The organism is Allosalinactinospora lopnorensis (assembly GCF_000981225.1).
Lineage (GTDB): Bacteria > Actinomycetota > Actinomycetes > Streptosporangiales > Streptosporangiaceae > Allosalinactinospora > Allosalinactinospora lopnorensis.
Genome location: NZ_LAJC01000074.1, coordinates 13,844 through 30,946, shown reverse-complemented (window position 1 = coordinate 30,946; position 17,103 = coordinate 13,844). Strand labels below are relative to the sequence as shown.

Genomic DNA, 17,103 nt, shown 5'->3' with positions numbered 1-17,103 from the left:
GTCCCCTGGGGACGCCGCCGCACCGCGGCTACCGGCCGGTGCCCGTGTCAACGCCTGAGCATGGCGGCGAGTGCCTTGATCTCCGGCCAGCGGCCCCACGCGATCAGGCCGCACGCGATCCCGAGCAGCAGACTCGGCACGGGCGAGCCGGGGATGAGGAACAGGTTGGTCAGGACCGCCCCGGCCATGACACCCAGGAGCCCGAGCGCCGCCAGGCCGGCCAGCCGCGGGATGAGCAGGCCCAGCGCCCCGGCGAGCTCGCAGATGCCGGTGAAGTAGCGGAACCACTGGCCGAACCCGATCGTGTCGAACATCTCGACCTGTCCCGGGTCGCCCAAGAGCTTGGGGGTCGCCGCCTCCACGATGAAGTAGGCCGCCAGCAGGATCTGAGCAACCCACAGGACGATGGTGAGGGCACGCCCCCGCTTCGCCATCGGGCTTTTCTGGGTATCGCTCGGGTTCATGGTCCTCCGCCTTCCGGTCATCGGTCCCGCCGCTGCCGGCCGCGGCGCGGCCGGCAGCGGCACTGCGTGAACGTTCTGTTTCCGTTCACGTTCCTGGCCGCAGCTTCCGTTCACGTCCCGGCCTCGGCGTCGCCTCGGTCACCTGGCCCAATACTGGGAACCACCCTAGAGGAATCCGGAACAGTCCGAGATGCCGTTGGTTTCCTGGGCATAGCGGTTTCCCGGCAGCGGAGTGGGAGCGCCGCATCCGGCTCTCCTCCAGGGCCACACCGGCCGGACGGCCGGCGGTGGGCGAGTATCAGGACCGGGAGCGCCGCCCGCCCGAGAAGGTCACGGCCGTACCGCCGACGGTTCCCGGCCGCACGCCGCACCCATGACGGCACGCCCGCGGTAAGGCCGCAAGGTCATCGAACGTTGTCTGAACGAGAGCCGTGAAGACGGTTAATGTAGAGCGCTTCATATGCGGAAGCAACGAGGAGATATAGATGCCTGACCACGTGATCGCTCGTGAAGACGTCGCCGAGGGGGACCTGGTGACCCGCTTCGGGACGTTCCGAAGCATCGCATTCCGGGATCGGTCCCGCGGGGACGAGCACATCGCCCTCGTCTTAGGGGAGACGAGAATGCGCGAGAACGTCCTCACCCGGGTCCACTCGGAATGCGTAACGGGCGACATCTTCGCCGCGATGCGCTGCGAGTGCGGGGACCAGCTCCACGCCTCACTCGAGGCGATCGCCCGCGAGGGCAGCGGCGTCCTCGTGTACCTCCGGGGCCATGAAGGGCGCGGGATCGGACTGGTCGCGAAGGTGCGCACCCACGTCCTGCAGGACGAGGACGGGCTGGACACGGTCGACTCGGCCACGGCTCTGGGGCTGCCGGTGGACAACCGCGACTTCGCTCCGGCGGCCCAGATGCTGAAGTACCTGGGGGTCCGGTCGGTCAGGCTGATGTCGAACAACGCCGAGAAGGTCCACTCGCTGGAATCGCACGGCATCACGGTGGCGTCGCGGGTCCCGCTCCTCGCGCAGGCGAACGACCACAACATCCGCTACCTGGTCGCCAAGCGCGACCGGCTCGGACACGACCTGCCCCAGCTCGACGCGCTCGACCACGACCGGCTCGACAGCGTGAGCGGCTAGGTCCGCGCCGGGTCACAGGAGGCTCTGCTGCCCTCCCCCGGGCGTCTCCTGGTGGCCGTCGATCTGTTGCCCGGCCGCGGTGAGGAGGTCTGCCAGGGACGGCGGCCGGGACCAGTGCTCCTCGACCAGGGCAGCAAGGAGAACGGCGGCGACGGTGTCCCACAGTGCCCGGTGCGGGCGGCCGTCGGGCACCAGTTCGGTGACTCGGTCGGTTAAAGCGTGGTGCTCGATGAGCGTGGTCAGGGACCAGGTTGTGGTCGTTCCGCGTTTGGCGAGTTTCAGGGTGTCGATGAGCCCGTGGACGCCGATGTCGGGATAGTGCCGGTGGAGCAGGCACCGGTCGACGCCGACGTTGTGCCCCACCAGGTAGCGGCCATCGATGCGTGTTGCCAGCTCCGGGCCAATCGACTCCGGAGCTAGGGCGGCGCGCAGAACGTCGTCGTGAGGCCGGGTGAGATCCAGGGGCGGCGCGGCGCGGGACGTCCCGGGCTGATCAGGGTCTCGTAGCAGCGGGACATGTCGGGCAGACCACCGGCCAGCGGGACCGTGGCGATCTCCAGGATCGCTTCGTGCTCACGGTCTTGTGCCCCGGTCCCCTCCAGGTCGAGGACGACCAGGACCGCGTCGGTCCAGGGCTGGTCGGGCATGGTGGTTTCCGCGTCCATAGCGCGAGGGTTTGCGCGTGTCAGAGGGGCGGGAGCAGCAAGGACATATGGTACAGCCGTAGCGGGACGACTACGGCGCTACACGCGGGACCTCGTGTGTTGCCGGGCGTTCACCCTGCCGGCCAAGGCCACATGCACACCCCCGGACGCCTGTTGGAGCGCCCGGGGTCACCAGTGTGCGCGCGGAGCGGGTTAGGGTCGCTCGCTGCGGAGGTCGGCGACGAACGCCGCCCATTCCCAGGCCGCGAACATGAGGCACGCGGCGTTCCTGTTCTGCGAGTCGCGGAGGTCGGCCCCGTGGTCATGCTCGCGCACCTCCACGCAGTTCTGACCCCCGGCACTGTAGTTGGACGTGTGCCAGCAGGGCTGCTCAGTCGTCATGCTCGTACTCCTCCAATGCCTTTCGCAAGTAGTCCACCGTGGCGACGGGGGACATCGCGCTTGCTTGCAGCCGACCGAAGATCATGGCGTATCGCCGGACCCAGTTCCGCGGCCGAGCCGGTGGCCCCGGACCGGGAGTAGCCGGAGCAGCCGACGCCTCCGGCGAGCCGGCCGGGCGGCGGCAGGAGCGCGCCGCCCGCGCCGCTTACGCCGTCCGGCCCGCAGGGTACTCCGTCCCCTCAGCGAGCCCGCGGATGCCCTCGGCGGTGGCCCGCATGTTGGTCTCCAGAATGTTCCGCCGGTACTGGATGACTTTCTCCTTCTTGTCCGGGCGCCGCGCGATGAAGTCGTCCAGCGGCGTTCTGCCGGGTCCCGTGCGCACCCGGTGGCGCAGCAGGGTCGCCTCCGGCCCGTCCGGGATCAGATCGAACCGCCAGGTGGCGAGCGCCTCGTCCGCTCCGAGGACCTGCCAGGCGAGGGTCTGCGGGGGGTGGACCTCGACCAGCTCGCAGGTGGTGCTCCACTCGCCGACGTCCTTGTTGCGGTTGCGGCCGGTGAAGCGCGCCCCGACGCGCGGCGCCTCGGCGCCGTCGAGCCATTCGACCTGCTGGAGTTCCCCGCTGAACCGGGCGGGGACGGCGATGTCGGAGGCGAACTCCCAGACTCGCTCGGGGGCGGCCGCGATGCGGACCTCGACCTGGGCGGTGAGGGGGCGGGTGTCCATGTGCTGCTCCTGGGGTGCTCGGTTGGGGGCGGAGTGGCTCGGGTGGCGGCGCGCATCGCCGCCCGAGCAAGTTCCATTCTGGAACTTAGTCCGTCTCGTTCTGGAACTCAACCGCTAGACTCCGGTCCATGAAGTGGAGCGAGATCGGCGGCACGCCGTGCTCGGTGGCGCGGGCGCTTTCCGTGGTCGGCGACCGGTGGGTGCTGCTGGTGCTGCGCGAGGCGTTCATGGGGGTGCGGCGCTTCGAGGACTTCCGCTCGCGCACCGGTATGTCGCGGCGCGTCCTGGCCGAACGCCTGACCGCGCTCGTGGAGGAAGGTGTCTTCGAGCGCCGCGCCTACAGCGACCGGCCCGAACGCTTCGAGTACCGCCTCACCGCCAAGGGACGCGACCTCTACCCGGTGCTGGTCGCACTGCTGAACTGGGGCGACCACTGGATGGCCGACGAGGAGGGGCCGGCGGTGGAACTCGTGCACGACCCCTGCGGAGCGACCGTCCACCCGGTGCAGACCTGCCCGCGGTGCGGCCAGGCGATCGACCCCCGCGCCATGACGCCGGTACTGAAGAGGGACCTGAGGGCGACATAAGGCGCAGTACGCGGGCCCGGTGGGCGGACGATCCGGAAACGAACGCGGGCGTGCACGCGCTCACCGCCCGGTCGGGACGGCGCCGGGCCGCCGCATGACGGGCTGCCCGTCGTACGCGGAGACCGGCGCCCCTGTCTTCCCCTCCCCGCGGCTGAAGCCGGGGACTCCGGCGGCGGCGACGCCGACCGGCGGGCACGCGTTCGAAAGGTGACGGGGAAGCGGCTATCACCACGGCTGAAGGCGCATACTCAAGGGGAGCGGAGCGGCCGGCTGTGAGACGGTGACCCGCATGACTCCTCCGGGCTCGCCCCCTCAGTGTCCCGACTGCGGAACACCGCTGCACTACTCCCCGCCGAGCTGCGGCAACTGCGGGCTGCCCCTGCTGGGGACGGCGGCGGCCGAACTCTGGTCCCTCGAACACCGGATAGCCGGTCTCGACCGGCGGCGCAGCGCCCTGCAGACCCGGCACGCCGCCCTGCTGAACCGGCTTCGGGCGGAGCGGGACCGGCAACGGTCGTTTCACCGGGGGCCCGCGGCCCTGCCCACCGCGGCGGCATTGGAGGCGTACGGCCACACGCCCGTACCGGCCGCGGCGGCGCCCGCCGCTCCGGCCGAACGGTCGTCCGGGGCCGCTCAGAGCCCGGTCTCCCCTCCGTCGCCGATGCCACCGCGGCGCCGGCCTCACCGCCCCGGCAGGCCGCGCCGGGAGTTATCGGCCACGTCGGTCCGCAACATCCTGCTGGCACTGGGCGGAGCGCTGCTGGCGATCGCCGCCGTCGTCTTCACCGTTGTCACCTGGAGCGATCTCGGGATCGGAGGTAAGGCCGCCATTCTCACCGGCCTTACCGCACTCGTCAGCTACCTTCCGCACCCCCTGCTGGGGCGGGGCATGGCGGCGACAGCGGAGACACTCGGCGCGCTCGCGGTCGTCCTGCTGTGCCTGGACGCGTTCGCGCTGTGGACGGTCCTCGATACCGAGCCTGTCTCAGGCACCGGGTACTCAATGGTGGCGCTGTCGGTCATCGCCGTTCCGCTGGCCCTCTATCCGCGGCTCGTTCCGCTGCGCGGGCCCCGGATCGCGGCCCTGCTCGCCGTACAACCCGTGCCGCTGCTCGCGGTGTTCTCCCTCCAGCAGCCGGCGCTTCTCCTGATCGGGCTGGCGCTGCTGGCGACCGCGCTGGGCGACGCAGCCGTCGCGGCGGCGGTCCGCGCCACCCACCTGCGCGTGATCGCGCGTACGGTCGGCGTCCTGGCCTGGGTGTTCGGCCTCCTACTGGCGCTGTTCCTGGTCGCGAACCCTCCGGGCACCGTGCTCGCCGTGGCCGGCATGCCGGGGATGTTCGCGCTCGCCGGTGCCGTCGTCCTGTTCGACTCGCGTTCCTTGGCGGCACCCGCCGGGCGGCAGCTCGCGACCGCGGCGGCCACAGCGGCGTGGATCGCCGTGCTTCCCGCGGCCGTGAGCGCGCTTCTCGCACTGCCCGCTGTCCGGGAACCGAGCGCGCAGTGGCTGACCGCCCCCTCCTGGTTCTGGCCCACGTGGGCGCTGGCGAGCGCGACGGCGGCCGTGGTCCTGCTCCGGGTGGCCCCCGAGCGGCGAGCCGGCCCGCAGATCACCACGGGGGTCTCACTGGCGCTGGCCGGCCTGGACGGGCTTCGGGCTCTCCATCTGTTCGAGCGCCAACTCGTGTGGGTGGCCGCCCCCTGGCAGGGGGGCGGTGACACGGGCCCGGCTCCCGAGACGGTCCTGGTGGCCCCGGTGTTGAGCGCGGTCCTCGCGGTGGCGGGCGGGGCGTTTCTCGTGGGAGGAATCGGGCCCGCCACCGGCGGCGGGCCCTCCTCCGCTCACCGAACGCCGGGAGAGCGTACGGCCGTACCGTCCCGCACAGGTACGGTCCGCTCCGGGACCCTGCCACCGTCCGCCGCCATAATGCTGGGGGCGGCCGTCCTCGCCGTGGCGCTGGGCGCGCAGTGGCTGCCGCACGCCGGAACAGTGGCCGTTCTCACGTCTACAGCCGTGACACTGCTCGGCACCGCTACCCTGCTCAGCCGCTCCCGTACGGCCCAGGGCACGCCCGGCGCCACCGCCGAGCGTGCCCGTGCGAGCTGGCCGGGGTGGACGGTCTTGGCGCTGGCGCTGGCCACTGGTCTCCTCGCTGCGGCCGGCGCGCTCGCCGCGGACGTGTCCACCGTGCTGGTTCTGGCCACCATGGCTCTTGGCGCGGCGACGTGCGCCGCTGTGAACCGGACCGCGGACGGAGTACGGTCCACCACGACCGTGGTCGCCGTTGTGGCGGCGACCGGAATCCCGGTGGCCGCCGCCCTGATCCTGCACGCCCCGCCCCCGGTGCTGGCCCTGGCCCCGATGACGGTGGCCGCGGGGGCGGTGGCACTGGCCACGGCGTTGGACCGGTCACGGGCCCGGCCCGTTCAGGTCCACGAGCTGGACGCGGCCGCCGTGGTGCCGCTCCTCCTCGCCTGCGGACTGGCCGCGGCCGGTGGCCGCGACCTCCTGGCGCTCACGCTCGCCCTCGCCGCGTTGCCGGCGCTCGTCGCCGCCACACACACCGCCGGCCTCCCCAGCAGGCCCGATGGGGATCGGGGTCCGCTTCCGCGGCCCGCGGGGCACTCCCGGTTCCAGTCGCCCGCCGCGTCGGCGGCACCCAGCACCGGTGCCCTCCTACCGCTCGCCCCGGCCGCCTACGGCAGCGCGCTCCTGGCGGTCGGGGCACTGCTGCCGGTGGTCGACCGGATCGCCGTCACCGCGCTCAGCCCGTGGGCCGGGCTCGGCTCCGGATGGGACCGGCGGTCCGCGCCGGCGCAGCTGCCACTGCTGGTGCCCGCGCCCGAACTGCCACTGCTGCTACCGGCCCTGGGGGCGGCCGCGGTGGCGGCGGTGCTGTGCGCGGCCCTGGTCCCCCGCCGTCCCGCAGCGGCCGGCCGCCATCGGGTTCTCGGTACCGCCGGCCTGGTCGCGGGTGGGATCGCGGTCCCGATCTCGCTGGCGCACCTGGCCGCTCCCTACGAGCTCGCGCTGGCGCTGCTGGTGGTCGTCACGGCGCCGCTGCTCCTTCTCGCCGGGCGCAGCCGCGGCGGCACCGCGCACGCCCTGGGCTGGACCGGCCTGGGGGTGGCGCTCATGGCCGCCGGGTGGGCCGCGACGACGCCTGCCCACACCGTCGCCGTACTCAGCGCCCTCAGCATCATCGGCATTCTCGCGTCCGCCGCCGCGACACGGGCGAGTCGCCGAAGCGCGCCCGCTGTGTCCCGGACTCTCGCCTTCTCCGCCGCGACCGGAACGGGGATCACCCTGCTAGTCGGCTACGCCGCGCTCCCCCATGCCGGGATCGCCGTGGACCAGCGCTGGCAGGCGTTCGTGGGACTCGCCGCAGCGGCCGCCGTCGCGGGGCTGGCGGCGCTGGGGCCCCGGAGGCCGGGCGCGGGCGGATCCGGTGGTCCCGCGCCGTTCGGCCGACAGCCCGCGGACCGTTCCGAACAGCGTACGGGACTCGTCGCGGCGGGACTGCTCCTGGTGCTGGTCAGCGCTGCTGTGGGCGCAGCCTCTTCCCACAGCCTCGGGCTCGTGGCAGCGGTGGCCGCGCTGGTGCTGGTAGCGCTGGCGAACGCCCTGAACGGTCAGGTCCAGTGGATCCCCTGCGGCCTCGCTGTGCTCGCGGCGGCGTCCGCCGCTCTGCTCGTCTCGCCCGCGTGGCTGACGCTCCTGTTCGCCCCATTCACCTGGCTGGGCGCGGTGTGGCAGGGCGTTGGCGGCCTGCAGGTCCCGGCCGCGGACGCGCTGTCCCCCACCGCCCCGCACAGTGCTGTCGTGCCCCAGGTCGTGCCGGTGGCCGCGCTCGTCGCCTCCGGGGTGCTGGCGCTGGTGCGGCTGCGAGCGCGGCGGTACGTCCCGCATGCCGCGGTCGTGCTGGCGCCCCCGGTGCTCGTCCCGTTCCCGACCGTGCTGGGTCTGCCCTACAGTGTGGCGCTGGGCTGGCTGGTGCTGGTGGCCGTAGTGCTGCTGGCGGTCTCCGCGTTGCCCGCTGACGGCACAGTCGCGACGCTGGCCGGAGGTGTGGCGCTGTGGCCGGTGCTGCTGGCGCTCGCCTGGGGACTCGCCGAGCGGCCCGCGACCCTCGCCACGCTCCTGCTGATCGCTGTGACCGCCGCGGCCTATCCGGCGCTGGGACGCAACGCGGTGGTCACCGCGGGGAGCACCGCGGTCGCGACTCTGGCCACCGGAGCCTTCGCCGTCTCGCTCCTGCACGTGATGGGCCAGCCGACCGAGGTGTCCTCGATCGGTGCGATCGTGGTCGTCGCCGGTGTCGCCATGGCGATCCGGCTTGCACCGATGGCCCGCGAGGTGCTGTTGGCGGCCGAGGGCTCCATCGCGGTGCTGGCGGTGGTCGCCATCGGCCTCACTCTGGCCAACACCGAGCGCCTGGAATTGACCAGCGTCGCCCTCGCCGCGCTGGGAGTGATCGCCCTGGCCGGCGCGCCGGTGAAGGGGCGGGGCTGGCTGGGCGGCGTCGGCGCGGTCCTGCTGCTGTTGGCGCTGTGGGTGCTGCTGGGGTGGCTGCGAGTGGCCGCTCCTGAGCCCTATCTCGCGGTGCCCGCCCTGGCCGCACTCGTACTCGGATGGGAGTGGCGGCGCCGCACGCTGGCCGGCGTCCGGCAGGCGGGCGCGGCGCCCCGCGACGGGCTTCCCCACTCGTGGCTCGTCTACGGGCCGGGGCTGGCGCTCGGCCTGCTGCCCAGCCTCGCGATGGTCCATCTGGTCGACGGTACCCCGCTGCGCACCGCGCTACTGGGGACGGCGGCACTGGCGGTCACCCTCGTCGGCGGCTGGTACCGGCTGCAGGCTCCGCTGTTCGTCGGCGCCGCCGTGCTACTTCTCCTCGCCCGTCAGGCGTTCGGCGGTCCACTGTGGGAGGTCGTGGTGGCGATGCCGCGGTGGATTCCGGTAGGGGTGCTCGGCCTGCTGCTCCTAGTGGTGGGGGCACGCTATGAGCGCAACCTGCGAGACCTCCGCCGGTTCGGCCGCATGATGCGGAAAATGGGGTGATCTCCTCTCCGTGTGGGAGGGGACACCGGTTCCCGCCTACCGCCCCGGTGCCGGCCGGGGGATCCCCGCGGCGGTGTCCGGGGACCCGCATTCGGCGCCCGGACATTCCTCCGCCATCCGAAGGACGACTGGTCAGGGGCGGTGGAATCCTCGTCCGACACCGGAAGTCTTTTCCGGGAAAATCATTTACTGCTGTACGGCCCACCCGCCGATGAGCGCATTTTCCCCGAATTCAGGAAGGCGAACCGATTAACACTGGAGCGTTTCCTGTTTTCCGGGAGGCGGGGACGACTCCGCCTCTCCCGTCCCGCCCCGGCCCGCACCGCGGAGGAGTTTCCGTTCCATAGGGCCGCCCCTTCTTTCCAGCGCAGGAACGGCACCCTTGACACCAAGGCACCAGGACCGCCCGAGACAGCCGCGCCGACTCGATTCAGCAGCCCTACGACCAGGTCGTTCCTTTAGTTCCAGGAAGGCGCCGGACACGGCGACACGGTCGGCGATCCTTCACCGCAGCCCCACCACCACCTCGCGAAAATCCTTTCACTTCAGCCACCGAGCGTCCGGCGTGACAGAAGATACATTTCACAAAAATGCCGCGGTTCGCTATGGTCACTTTCAAGGCGGCCCAGAATAGGGGAATGATCATTTCTCCCCCGTCGCCGCGGGTCCGGGCCGACCGAACACACTTTACACGGGGGGAGCATGTCAAATGAGCGTTCAGCCCTGCGCTGCGCAGCGAAATCTGTTCGATTTTCAACAGTACGGACCACGGGAGTGGAGCGCGAAACTCGCGGTCGACAGGGAGAACTCCTTCTTTTTCGATCATGAACTCGACCATGTGCCTGCGATGTTGATCATCGAGGGTGCTCTCCAGGCCGCCGAGGCGGCGCAGGCACGATCCGACAGGGCCGCCCGGCGGCCGGGACACGCGGTGTGGACCAGCGAGTTCTCCTTTTCCTTCCACTCGTTCTGCGAGTTCTCACCGCCGGCCGAGATCCGCGTGGCCGGCGGGGACGGATGGGAGGGCCAGTGGGCCCTGACCGTGACACAGCAGCACACCGCCGTCTCAGGCGGGATCCGGGTCCGGCGGTCTCCGCGGCCGGAGCGGTCTGTTCCCCGGCCCCGCCGGCACACGCCCGCGGTCCACCGCCGGGACCAGTGGCTGGCGAAGCTCGCGCACCGGCACCACCCGGAGAATCTCCTGATCGGCGCGCCGCGCCAGATCACCCCCGATCACCAGATGTTCGACGTCCTCCCCGCCCCCGAACACCACTTCCTGCGGACGGGAGGCGGGGATCAGCGGACGATGACCGAACTCGTGGAAGCGGTCAGGCAGGCCGCCGTGACGGGCATGCACCGGCAGGGCGTTCCGATGGGACACGAATTCGTCCTCACCTCCATCACCGCGTGGATCGATCGGCCGCTCTCCCGGAACGAACCGGTACGGCTCGACGCCAGACGGGTTCCGGGCGAGCGGCCGCGGCACACCGGCCTCTTCTGCCTCCTCGCCCCGGACTCGTGCGTCGGCGAGGTCCGCGTCACCGGCCGCATCGTCCCGCCGGCCGTCTACCACCGGTTACGGGCCATGAACAGGACGGCCCTCGCCCAAGGCGCCCGATGAGCTCGCTAATCAACCGCCGGTTTCCGGCCGTGCTCCTCGTCGCGGGCATCACCGCCCTGGCCTGCGTCCTGGCCCGCGAGCTCGCGGCGCTGCCCGTTCCCGTCGCCGACCCCGGCGAGTCGAGGACCTTCGGCGTCGACGGACTGGCCCTGGTCCGCGCGACGATGGTCGCGGGCTACCTGCTCTGGCTGGTCCTGGAGGCGCGGATCACCTTCGCGGACGGGCGTTCCCCCGGGACGGGTGGGCGCGACGGCTCCGATGCGACCGTCTACGTCTACGGGCTGGCCAGGGTCCTCACCGTGGGGGCCGCCGTCTGCGCCGGGTCGTACTGGACCGGCGTCACACCCGCGGTCCTCGCGGGCGGGGCGGTGTTCGCCTGCGGGGTGACGCTGCGGCTCGCGGCCGTCCGGCGGCTGGGCCGCCTCTATTCGCACCGGGTCCGCCTCGTCGCGGACCACCCGATAGTCCGGTCGGGATGCTACCGGTTCGTCCGGCACCCGGCCTACCTCGGATGATCGTCGCCCATGGCGGTTTCGTCCTGGTGTTCCTCAACCCTTACAGCGTCCTGGCTCTCCTGCTCCTCATCGGATCCGTCGTCGCCCTGCGCATCCCCCTGGAGGAGAGAACTCTGATGGGCAGTGTCGAGTACGCGGAGTACGCCCGGAACCGCGACCGCCTCCTCCCGGGGCTGTGGTGAGCGCCTCCATGCCTTTCCCGCCTCGCCTCCGTTCCCCTCGGGCCCGCGGCCCCCGCCGCGCCCGCGCGCCGTATGTGATCCCCATGGCCGAGGCCGTGGCCCCGGAGCAGGTCGGCCAGAAGCTCAGCCGGCAGGCGCGGATGGCCGCCGCGGGCCTGGCGGTCCCCCCGTTCTTCTGCGTACCGGTGACGTGCTGGATGGAGGTGGTGGAACCGGTACGGGAGGAGATCTCGCGGCGACTGGACGCCATCGACTACGGCGACAGCCGCTCGGTCGAGGAGCACGCCGCCGCCCTCCGCGCGCTCGTACACGCACGGCCGATCCCGGAGGCGATGGCCGGCGCCTTCCTGACCGCCTTCGACGAGCTGCTCCCCGAAGGGGGCAGGGTCTCGGTGCGCTCTTCCATGCTCGGCGCCGACGCGTCCTCGGGGGAGGACTCCGCCACCGACTCCTTCGCCGGGATGGCCGACACCCGCCTCTTCGTCAGCCGCCCCGGTCTGCTGGAGGCGGTCGGCTCCGTCTGGGCCTCCGTGTTCACCTCCGAGTCCCTGATCTACCGACACGCCCGGGGCGGTGACGCGCGAGAGGCCCGCATGGCTGTCGGTGTCCAGGCCATGGTGCCCGGCCGCCGGTCCTTCGTGCTTTTCACCCGCGATCCCCGTACGGGGTCCCGCGAGACGGTGATCGCGGCGGGATACGGGGTCGGCGAGGGCGTCGTGCGGGAGAAGGTCGAGATCGACCACTTCTACGTCGCATCCGGCGGGGTGCGGAGCGAGACCACCGTCAAGGAACGCGCTCTCGTCCGGGACGCCGGGGCCGGAGGGGACGAGCTGGTCACGCAGAGGGTGCCGGAGGAGGACCGCGAGCGTCCCGTGCTCGACGACGCTGAAGCCGAACGCCTCGCCGACCTCGGGGCACGGGTCGAGCGGCTGTTCGGCGCCGCTCAGGACATCGAGGGGACCATCGACGCCGCCGGGCGCGTCCATCTGCTCCAGGCCCGCCCGATTCCCATCGACCCGCGCCTGCTGCTGTGGTGGAGCAACGCCAACGTCACGGAGAGCTTCCCTGGTGTCACGACCACTCTCACCTACACGTTCGCCCAGCGTTTCTACCGCACGATCTTCACCGACTTCTATCTGCGTCTCGGCGTCGGCCACCGCAGCCTGCACGACAACAGCGAGCATCTGGACCGCATGATCGGGCTGGCGAACGGCCGGATCTACTACCGACTCACCTCCTGGTACCGGCTGCACCGCCAACTCCGGCTCTTCCCGCTGTTCCGGGCCTCGTGGCAGTCCATGATGGGCATCGAGGACAGCTCGGAGGCCTCCGCCGACACGGTCGCCGGGATCGCCAGCACCCGGCTGGGGGTCGCACTCCGGCTGAGCGGACCGGTCGCGCGGATGGTGCGCCTGCTGGTCGGCCACGACCGCGCCATGCGGGGTTTCGAGGCGCGCTGGCGCTCCGTCATCGCCCCCCGCCAGGGGGTCGACTGGTCCGGGCGCGAGCCACTGGCCTGCGTCAACGAGTTCCACGACGTCTGGCGCGAGGTCGGCGACCTCTGGGGAGCGACACTGGTCAACGACACTCTCCTCGGCGCCACCAGCGGTATCACCCGCCGGCTGTTCGCCCGCTGGGTTCCGGACGCGGGGCCCGGCCTGGTCAACGACCTGCTGTGCGGCGACGAGGACATCGTGAGCGTCGCCGCCGTACGCTCGCTGGTGGACCTGGCCGCGATGGCCCGGGAGCGCCCCGCCCTGGTGCGCGCCCTGGAGCAGGAGCCGCACCAGGAGCTGTGGCGCGCGATCGAGCGGCACGAGCACGGCGCGGACTTCGCGGCCGCGGTCCGCCGGCACATCGACCGCTACGGCGACCGCGGCGTGCGGGAACTCAAATTGGAGGAGCCGACCCCGCGGCTCTGCCCGTGGCTCCTGCTGCCGCTGATCCGCGACTACGTGCGCACGGACATCACCGGCGATGGCCTGCGCGCCACCGAGCAGGCGTTGCGGTCGGCCGCCGAGAGGACCTTCGCAGGCCGCACCGCGCGCCGTCCGGTACGGCGCGCCATCCTGCGGTTCCTGCTGGGACGGCTGCGCCGCTACATCCGGTACCGGGAGAACTCCCGGTACTCGCGCGGCGAGCTGTTCGGGTTCGCCCGGGCGGTCTGCGCGGGGCTCGGCGGCCACCTCGCGGCGCGCGAGGTGCTGGACGACGCCCGCGACGTCCAGCACCTCGCACTCGACGAGCTCTTCGGGTACTTCGACGGCACCGGTCCCACCGCGGACCTCGGCGGCCTCGTCGAGGTCCGCAGGCGCGAGTTCGAGGACGCCGGCGCCGAACCGCCCATGTTCTTCACGACCCTGGGGGCCGTCCGCGACTCCTGGCCGGTGCCGCGAGCGGCGCCGGCGGCGGCGCGCCCGCTCCTGCGCGGAACCGGCTCCAGCGGCGGCAGGGTCCGGGGAACCGCCCGGGTGGTGCACGACCCCCGCGAGCGGATCGAACCGTGCGGGGACATGATCCTGGTCGCGAAGGAGACCGACCCAGGGTGGCTCTTCCTGATGCTGCGTGCCAGGGGAATCGTGGTGGAGCGCGGCACGATGCTCTCCCACACCGCCATCACGGGACGCAAGTTCGCCATTCCCACGATCGTCTCGGTGCCCGGCGCGACCGCGGAGATCCCCGACGGCGCGGTCATCGAGATGGACGGCACCACCGGTGAGATCGTCCTCCCCGGCGGAGGCCGGGATGGGTGAGGCGGTGCGGCGGTTCGCGGCGTTCGCGGGCGAGACCTTCCCCGCGCGGATCTATCTGACCTACGCCGCGCTGTGGAGCCTCGCGCTGGAGGGAAGCCTGGCCCTGCTCAGTGGCGGGACGGGCCCGGTCGTCGGGGCCGACACCGCGCTCCGCGCGCTGACGGTGTGGCTCGTGCTCCTCTTCCTGCGCATCGTCGACGAGCAGAAGGACCTCGACTACGACCGGGTGCACCATCCGGAGCGTCCCCTGGTGCGCGGCAGTATCTCCACGGCCGAGCTGCGCCGGGCGATGGCGGTCATCGCGGGCGCGGTGCTGGCCGCGAACATCCCCGTTTCCTCCCTCGGGACCGCGGTACTGGCGCTCGACCTGGCCTACGCGCTTCTCCTCATCCATCTGGAACGGCACTCGCCCCGGGTCCGCGACGGCGTCTTCCGCAATCTCGCGGTCACCTATCCGGTGCAGCTCCTCCTCTCCTGCTATCTCGCCGTGTCCTTCCTCGACTCCCGCGCGACCGCCGCGGGGTGGGCGGTCGCCCCTTTACTGGCGGTCTTCGCGTTCGCCTTCCTGCACTTCGAGTTCGCGCGCAAGACCGCGTGGGACAGGACGGACCAGCGCCTGTACTCCAACGTCGCCGGTCCCGTGGCCAGCGGCCTACTGGCGGCCGGGAGCGCCGCCTACGCGGCCGCCACCGCGCTGGCGCTGTTCCGTCCCTGGACGTTCACCGGGGCCGCGGCGGTCGCCGGCTGGCTGCCCTACACGGCCCTGCTCCTCGCCGGTCTGGGCGCGTGGACGTTCGGCTCCCGCGGCAGGCGCACCTGGAACAAAGGACTCGCGATGGGATTTCTCGTTGTGTTCTACACAGGGCTCGTGGTCCAGGCGGCGGCCGCCACGCGCCTCCTTCCGGGGTGGTGGGGGTGACCTCCAGGCGCGTCCTGCTCACCGGAGCCGCCGGGTTCGTCGGATCGGCGATCGCGCGCCGGCTCGCACGGACCCCGCACCCCGTCCGCGCGCTCGTGCACCGGCGCGCCCTGCCGGACGACTCACCGCTCACCGCCAGCGGGGCACCCGGAACGGAGGTGGTGCGGGCCGACCTGACCCGCCCGGCCACTCTCACCGGGATCTGCGACGGCGTGCACACCGTCGTGCACGCGGCCTCGGCCGTGGACGCCGGCGCCGAGGTCTGCCGGGCGGTCAACGAGCGGGGAACGCGGGCACTGCTCGCCGAGGCGTCCCGGGCGGGGGTGCGCCACGTTGTCTACATCAGCACCGCCGCCGTGTACGGCGCCGGTCCGCACCGCGGGATCGCCGAGGACGCGCTCCCTCCCGCGCCCGAGACGGCGGTCAGCCGGTCCCGGCTGGCCGCCGAGAGGATGGTGCTGTCCCACGGCGGTACCGTGTTCCGGCCCATGTTCGTCTACGGCCCCGGCGACGTCTGGTTCGTCCCGACCCTGGCGGCACTGGCGCGGTTCCTGCCGAAGCGGGTCAACGGCGGGACCGCGCGGCTCTCCACGATCGCGGTCGACGCCCTGGCCGATGTCACCGCGGCGGCCGCGGAAAGCCCCGGAGCCGTGTTGGGAGGCGCGGTGTACCACGTGAACCACCCCGAAGCGGTGCCGGTGGGACGGATCCTCGACTCGCTCAGCGCCGAACTCGGCCTGCCCCGGGCCGCCGGCGCCATCGCGTACCAGGACGCCGTCCAGGAACTCGGCCTGTCCGCGGACATGGCCCGGCGGCTGGCCCTGGTGAGCTTCGACCACTTCTACGACAGCACCCGGATCTGGGCGGCCACCGGCGTCGCGCCCGGCGCGCCGTTCCCCCGGCGCTTCCCCGAGTACGCCGACTGGTACCGGCGCCACCTGGAAAGGGGCGGGTAGGCGGAGTCGCGGTGCGCTCTGCGCCGCGGACCGGGTGGCGGCCTCGGGGCGCCGGACCGGTGCCTGCCCGGTATGCGCCGGGCCCTCGGCGGGACCATCCGGTGCCGGGTGTTCTCACCCCGCTCCGCTCCCGGCGGCGATCTCCGCGGCGATCTCCGCGCCAACAGCGATGTTGTTGCGGTACACGGCGATGTTGACCTCGATGCTGCGCCCGTCGGTGGCCCGCGCGATGTGGTCGAGCAGGAACGGTGTGGTGTCCTTGCCGGCGATGCGCTGCTCGCGCGCGGCCCGCCACGCCTCGGACACCACGCGCTCGTGCAGCTCAACCGGCAACTGCTGGCTCCGCGGCACCGGGTTGGCGATCAGCACCGCCGAGCGCAGCCCCAACCGGTGCCGGGCCGCGGCCACGGCCGCCGCCTCCCGTGGCGAGTCGACACAGTGGTCGAGCGCGTGGCCGGAGTCGGCGATGTAGAAGGCCGGGAACCGGTCGGTCCGAAAGCCCACGACCGGGATGCTCAGCGACTCCAGCCGCTCCAGCGTGGCCGGGATGTCCAGGATGGACTTGACGCCGGCGCTGACCACGGTGATCGGCACCCCGGCCAGTGTGACCAGATCGGCGGACTCGTCGAAGCCGGCGCCACCGTGCACCCCGCCGATCCCGCCGGTGGCGAACACCGCGATCCCCGCCCTTTCGGCCAGCAGCGCGGTGGCGGCCACGGTGGTTCCTCCGCTGAGCCCCTTCGCGACGGCCACCGGCAGGTCCCGCACGCTGAGCTTGGCGACGTCCTCCCGGGTCAACCGGACGACCTGCTCCTCAGTGAGCCCGACCACGGCGGCACCGTCGATCACCCCGACCGTGGCCGGCACCGCCCCCGCCTTCCGCAACCGCTGCTCAGCGTCGACGGCGACGTCCAGGTTGCGCGGGCGGGGCAGCCCGTGGGTGAGGATGGTCGACTCCAGGGCCACCACCGGGCGGCCGGCCGCCAGCGCGTCGCGCACCTCGCCTGGCACGACCAGGGACATCAGCGCACCTCCGATCGTGTCCACGCGCACGGCAACGGCCTTTCGCCCCACGTTACAACCGGGGCGGTGCGCCGCTCGCCCCGCGCCGCGCCGGTTGCGCCTCGCACCGGAACCG

At 72.3% G+C, this 17,103-nt stretch carries 15 protein-coding genes; 9 read left to right on the top strand and 6 right to left on the bottom strand.

All coding sequences use genetic code 11. The annotated features are described in order from the left end of the window. Nucleotides 1-47: 47 nt before the first annotated feature. On the bottom strand, nt 48-464 hold the full coding sequence (locus VS93_RS21810; RefSeq protein ID WP_046471751.1) for a DoxX family protein: 417 nt from the start codon (nt 462-464) through the stop codon (nt 48-50). A gap of 485 nt (nt 465-949) precedes the next feature. Here VS93_RS21810 and ribA point away from each other — a divergent pair, with 485 nt between their 5' ends. After that, the gene (gene ribA, locus VS93_RS21805) at nt 950-1,603 is read left to right on the top strand and encodes a GTP cyclohydrolase II (protein WP_046471750.1); all 654 of its coding nucleotides are present in this window, start codon (nt 950-952) and stop codon (nt 1,601-1,603) included. 12 nt (nt 1,604-1,615) lie between these two features. Here the strand turns inward: ribA and VS93_RS29835 are convergent, their stop codons facing one another. From VS93_RS29835 to VS93_RS21785, 4 genes are all read right to left on the bottom strand, one after another. After that, a complete protein-coding gene (locus VS93_RS29835; RefSeq protein WP_162231700.1) occupies nt 1,616-1,966 on the bottom strand; it encodes a 3'-5' exonuclease family protein in 351 nt (116 codons plus the stop codon). 53 nt (nt 1,967-2,019) lie between these two features. Continuing rightward, complete coding sequence (locus tag VS93_RS21795) at nt 2,020-2,250, bottom strand: 3'-5' exonuclease (RefSeq protein WP_236700666.1); 231 nt, start codon at nt 2,248-2,250, stop codon at nt 2,020-2,022. A gap of 210 nt (nt 2,251-2,460) precedes the next feature. After that, nucleotides 2,461-2,649: a DUF397 domain-containing protein gene (locus VS93_RS21790; RefSeq protein ID WP_046471749.1), complete on the bottom strand. Its 189-nt coding sequence runs from the start codon at nt 2,647-2,649 to the stop codon at nt 2,461-2,463. A gap of 205 nt (nt 2,650-2,854) precedes the next feature. Then, on the bottom strand, nt 2,855-3,373 hold the full coding sequence (locus VS93_RS21785) for an SRPBCC family protein (RefSeq protein ID WP_046471748.1): 519 nt from the start codon (nt 3,371-3,373) through the stop codon (nt 2,855-2,857). A 128-nt stretch (nt 3,374-3,501) separates the two neighbouring features. Here VS93_RS21785 and VS93_RS21780 point away from each other — a divergent pair, with 128 nt between their 5' ends. From VS93_RS21780 to VS93_RS29825, 8 genes are all read left to right on the top strand, one after another. Further along, nucleotides 3,502-3,960: a winged helix-turn-helix transcriptional regulator gene (locus tag VS93_RS21780; RefSeq protein WP_046471747.1), complete on the top strand. Its 459-nt coding sequence runs from the start codon at nt 3,502-3,504 to the stop codon at nt 3,958-3,960. Nucleotides 3,961-4,249: 289 nt separating this feature from the next. After that, nucleotides 4,250-9,019 (top strand): SCO7613 C-terminal domain-containing membrane protein, encoded by a 4,770-nt coding sequence (locus VS93_RS21775; RefSeq protein WP_046471746.1) that lies wholly within the window; start codon nt 4,250-4,252, stop codon nt 9,017-9,019. A gap of 709 nt (nt 9,020-9,728) precedes the next feature. Further along, nucleotides 9,729-10,640 carry an AfsA-related hotdog domain-containing protein gene (locus VS93_RS21770; protein WP_046471745.1) on the top strand — a complete coding sequence of 304 codons (912 nt, stop codon included), beginning with the start codon at nt 9,729-9,731 and terminating at the stop codon, nt 10,638-10,640. Beyond that, nucleotides 10,637-11,155, top strand: a complete 519-nt coding sequence (locus VS93_RS21765) for a methyltransferase family protein (RefSeq protein WP_052745920.1) — start codon at nt 10,637-10,639, stop codon at nt 11,153-11,155. Before VS93_RS21770 ends, VS93_RS21765 begins: the two co-directional genes overlap by 4 nt. Continuing rightward, on the top strand, nt 11,152-11,337 hold the full coding sequence (locus VS93_RS27275; protein ID WP_052745919.1) for a hypothetical protein: 186 nt from the start codon (nt 11,152-11,154) through the stop codon (nt 11,335-11,337). The genes VS93_RS21765 and VS93_RS27275 overlap by 4 nt, the downstream gene beginning before the upstream one ends. Before the next feature lie 83 nt (nt 11,338-11,420). After that, the gene (locus tag VS93_RS21760) at nt 11,421-14,090 is read left to right on the top strand and encodes a PEP/pyruvate-binding domain-containing protein (RefSeq protein WP_046471744.1); all 2,670 of its coding nucleotides are present in this window, start codon (nt 11,421-11,423) and stop codon (nt 14,088-14,090) included. After that, nucleotides 14,083-15,009, top strand: coding sequence for a UbiA prenyltransferase family protein (locus VS93_RS29830; RefSeq protein WP_046471743.1), 927 nt, complete (start codon nt 14,083-14,085; stop codon nt 15,007-15,009). The genes VS93_RS21760 and VS93_RS29830 overlap by 8 nt, the downstream gene beginning before the upstream one ends. Beyond that, a complete protein-coding gene (locus VS93_RS29825; RefSeq protein WP_046471742.1) occupies nt 15,006-15,965 on the top strand; it encodes an NAD-dependent epimerase/dehydratase family protein in 960 nt (319 codons plus the stop codon). The genes VS93_RS29830 and VS93_RS29825 overlap by 4 nt, the downstream gene beginning before the upstream one ends. 114 nt (nt 15,966-16,079) lie before the next feature. Here the strand turns inward: VS93_RS29825 and VS93_RS21745 are convergent, their stop codons facing one another. Continuing rightward, nucleotides 16,080-16,988 carry a pseudouridine-5'-phosphate glycosidase gene (locus tag VS93_RS21745; protein ID WP_046471755.1) on the bottom strand — a complete coding sequence of 303 codons (909 nt, stop codon included), beginning with the start codon at nt 16,986-16,988 and terminating at the stop codon, nt 16,080-16,082. Nucleotides 16,989-17,103 lie beyond the last annotated feature (115 nt).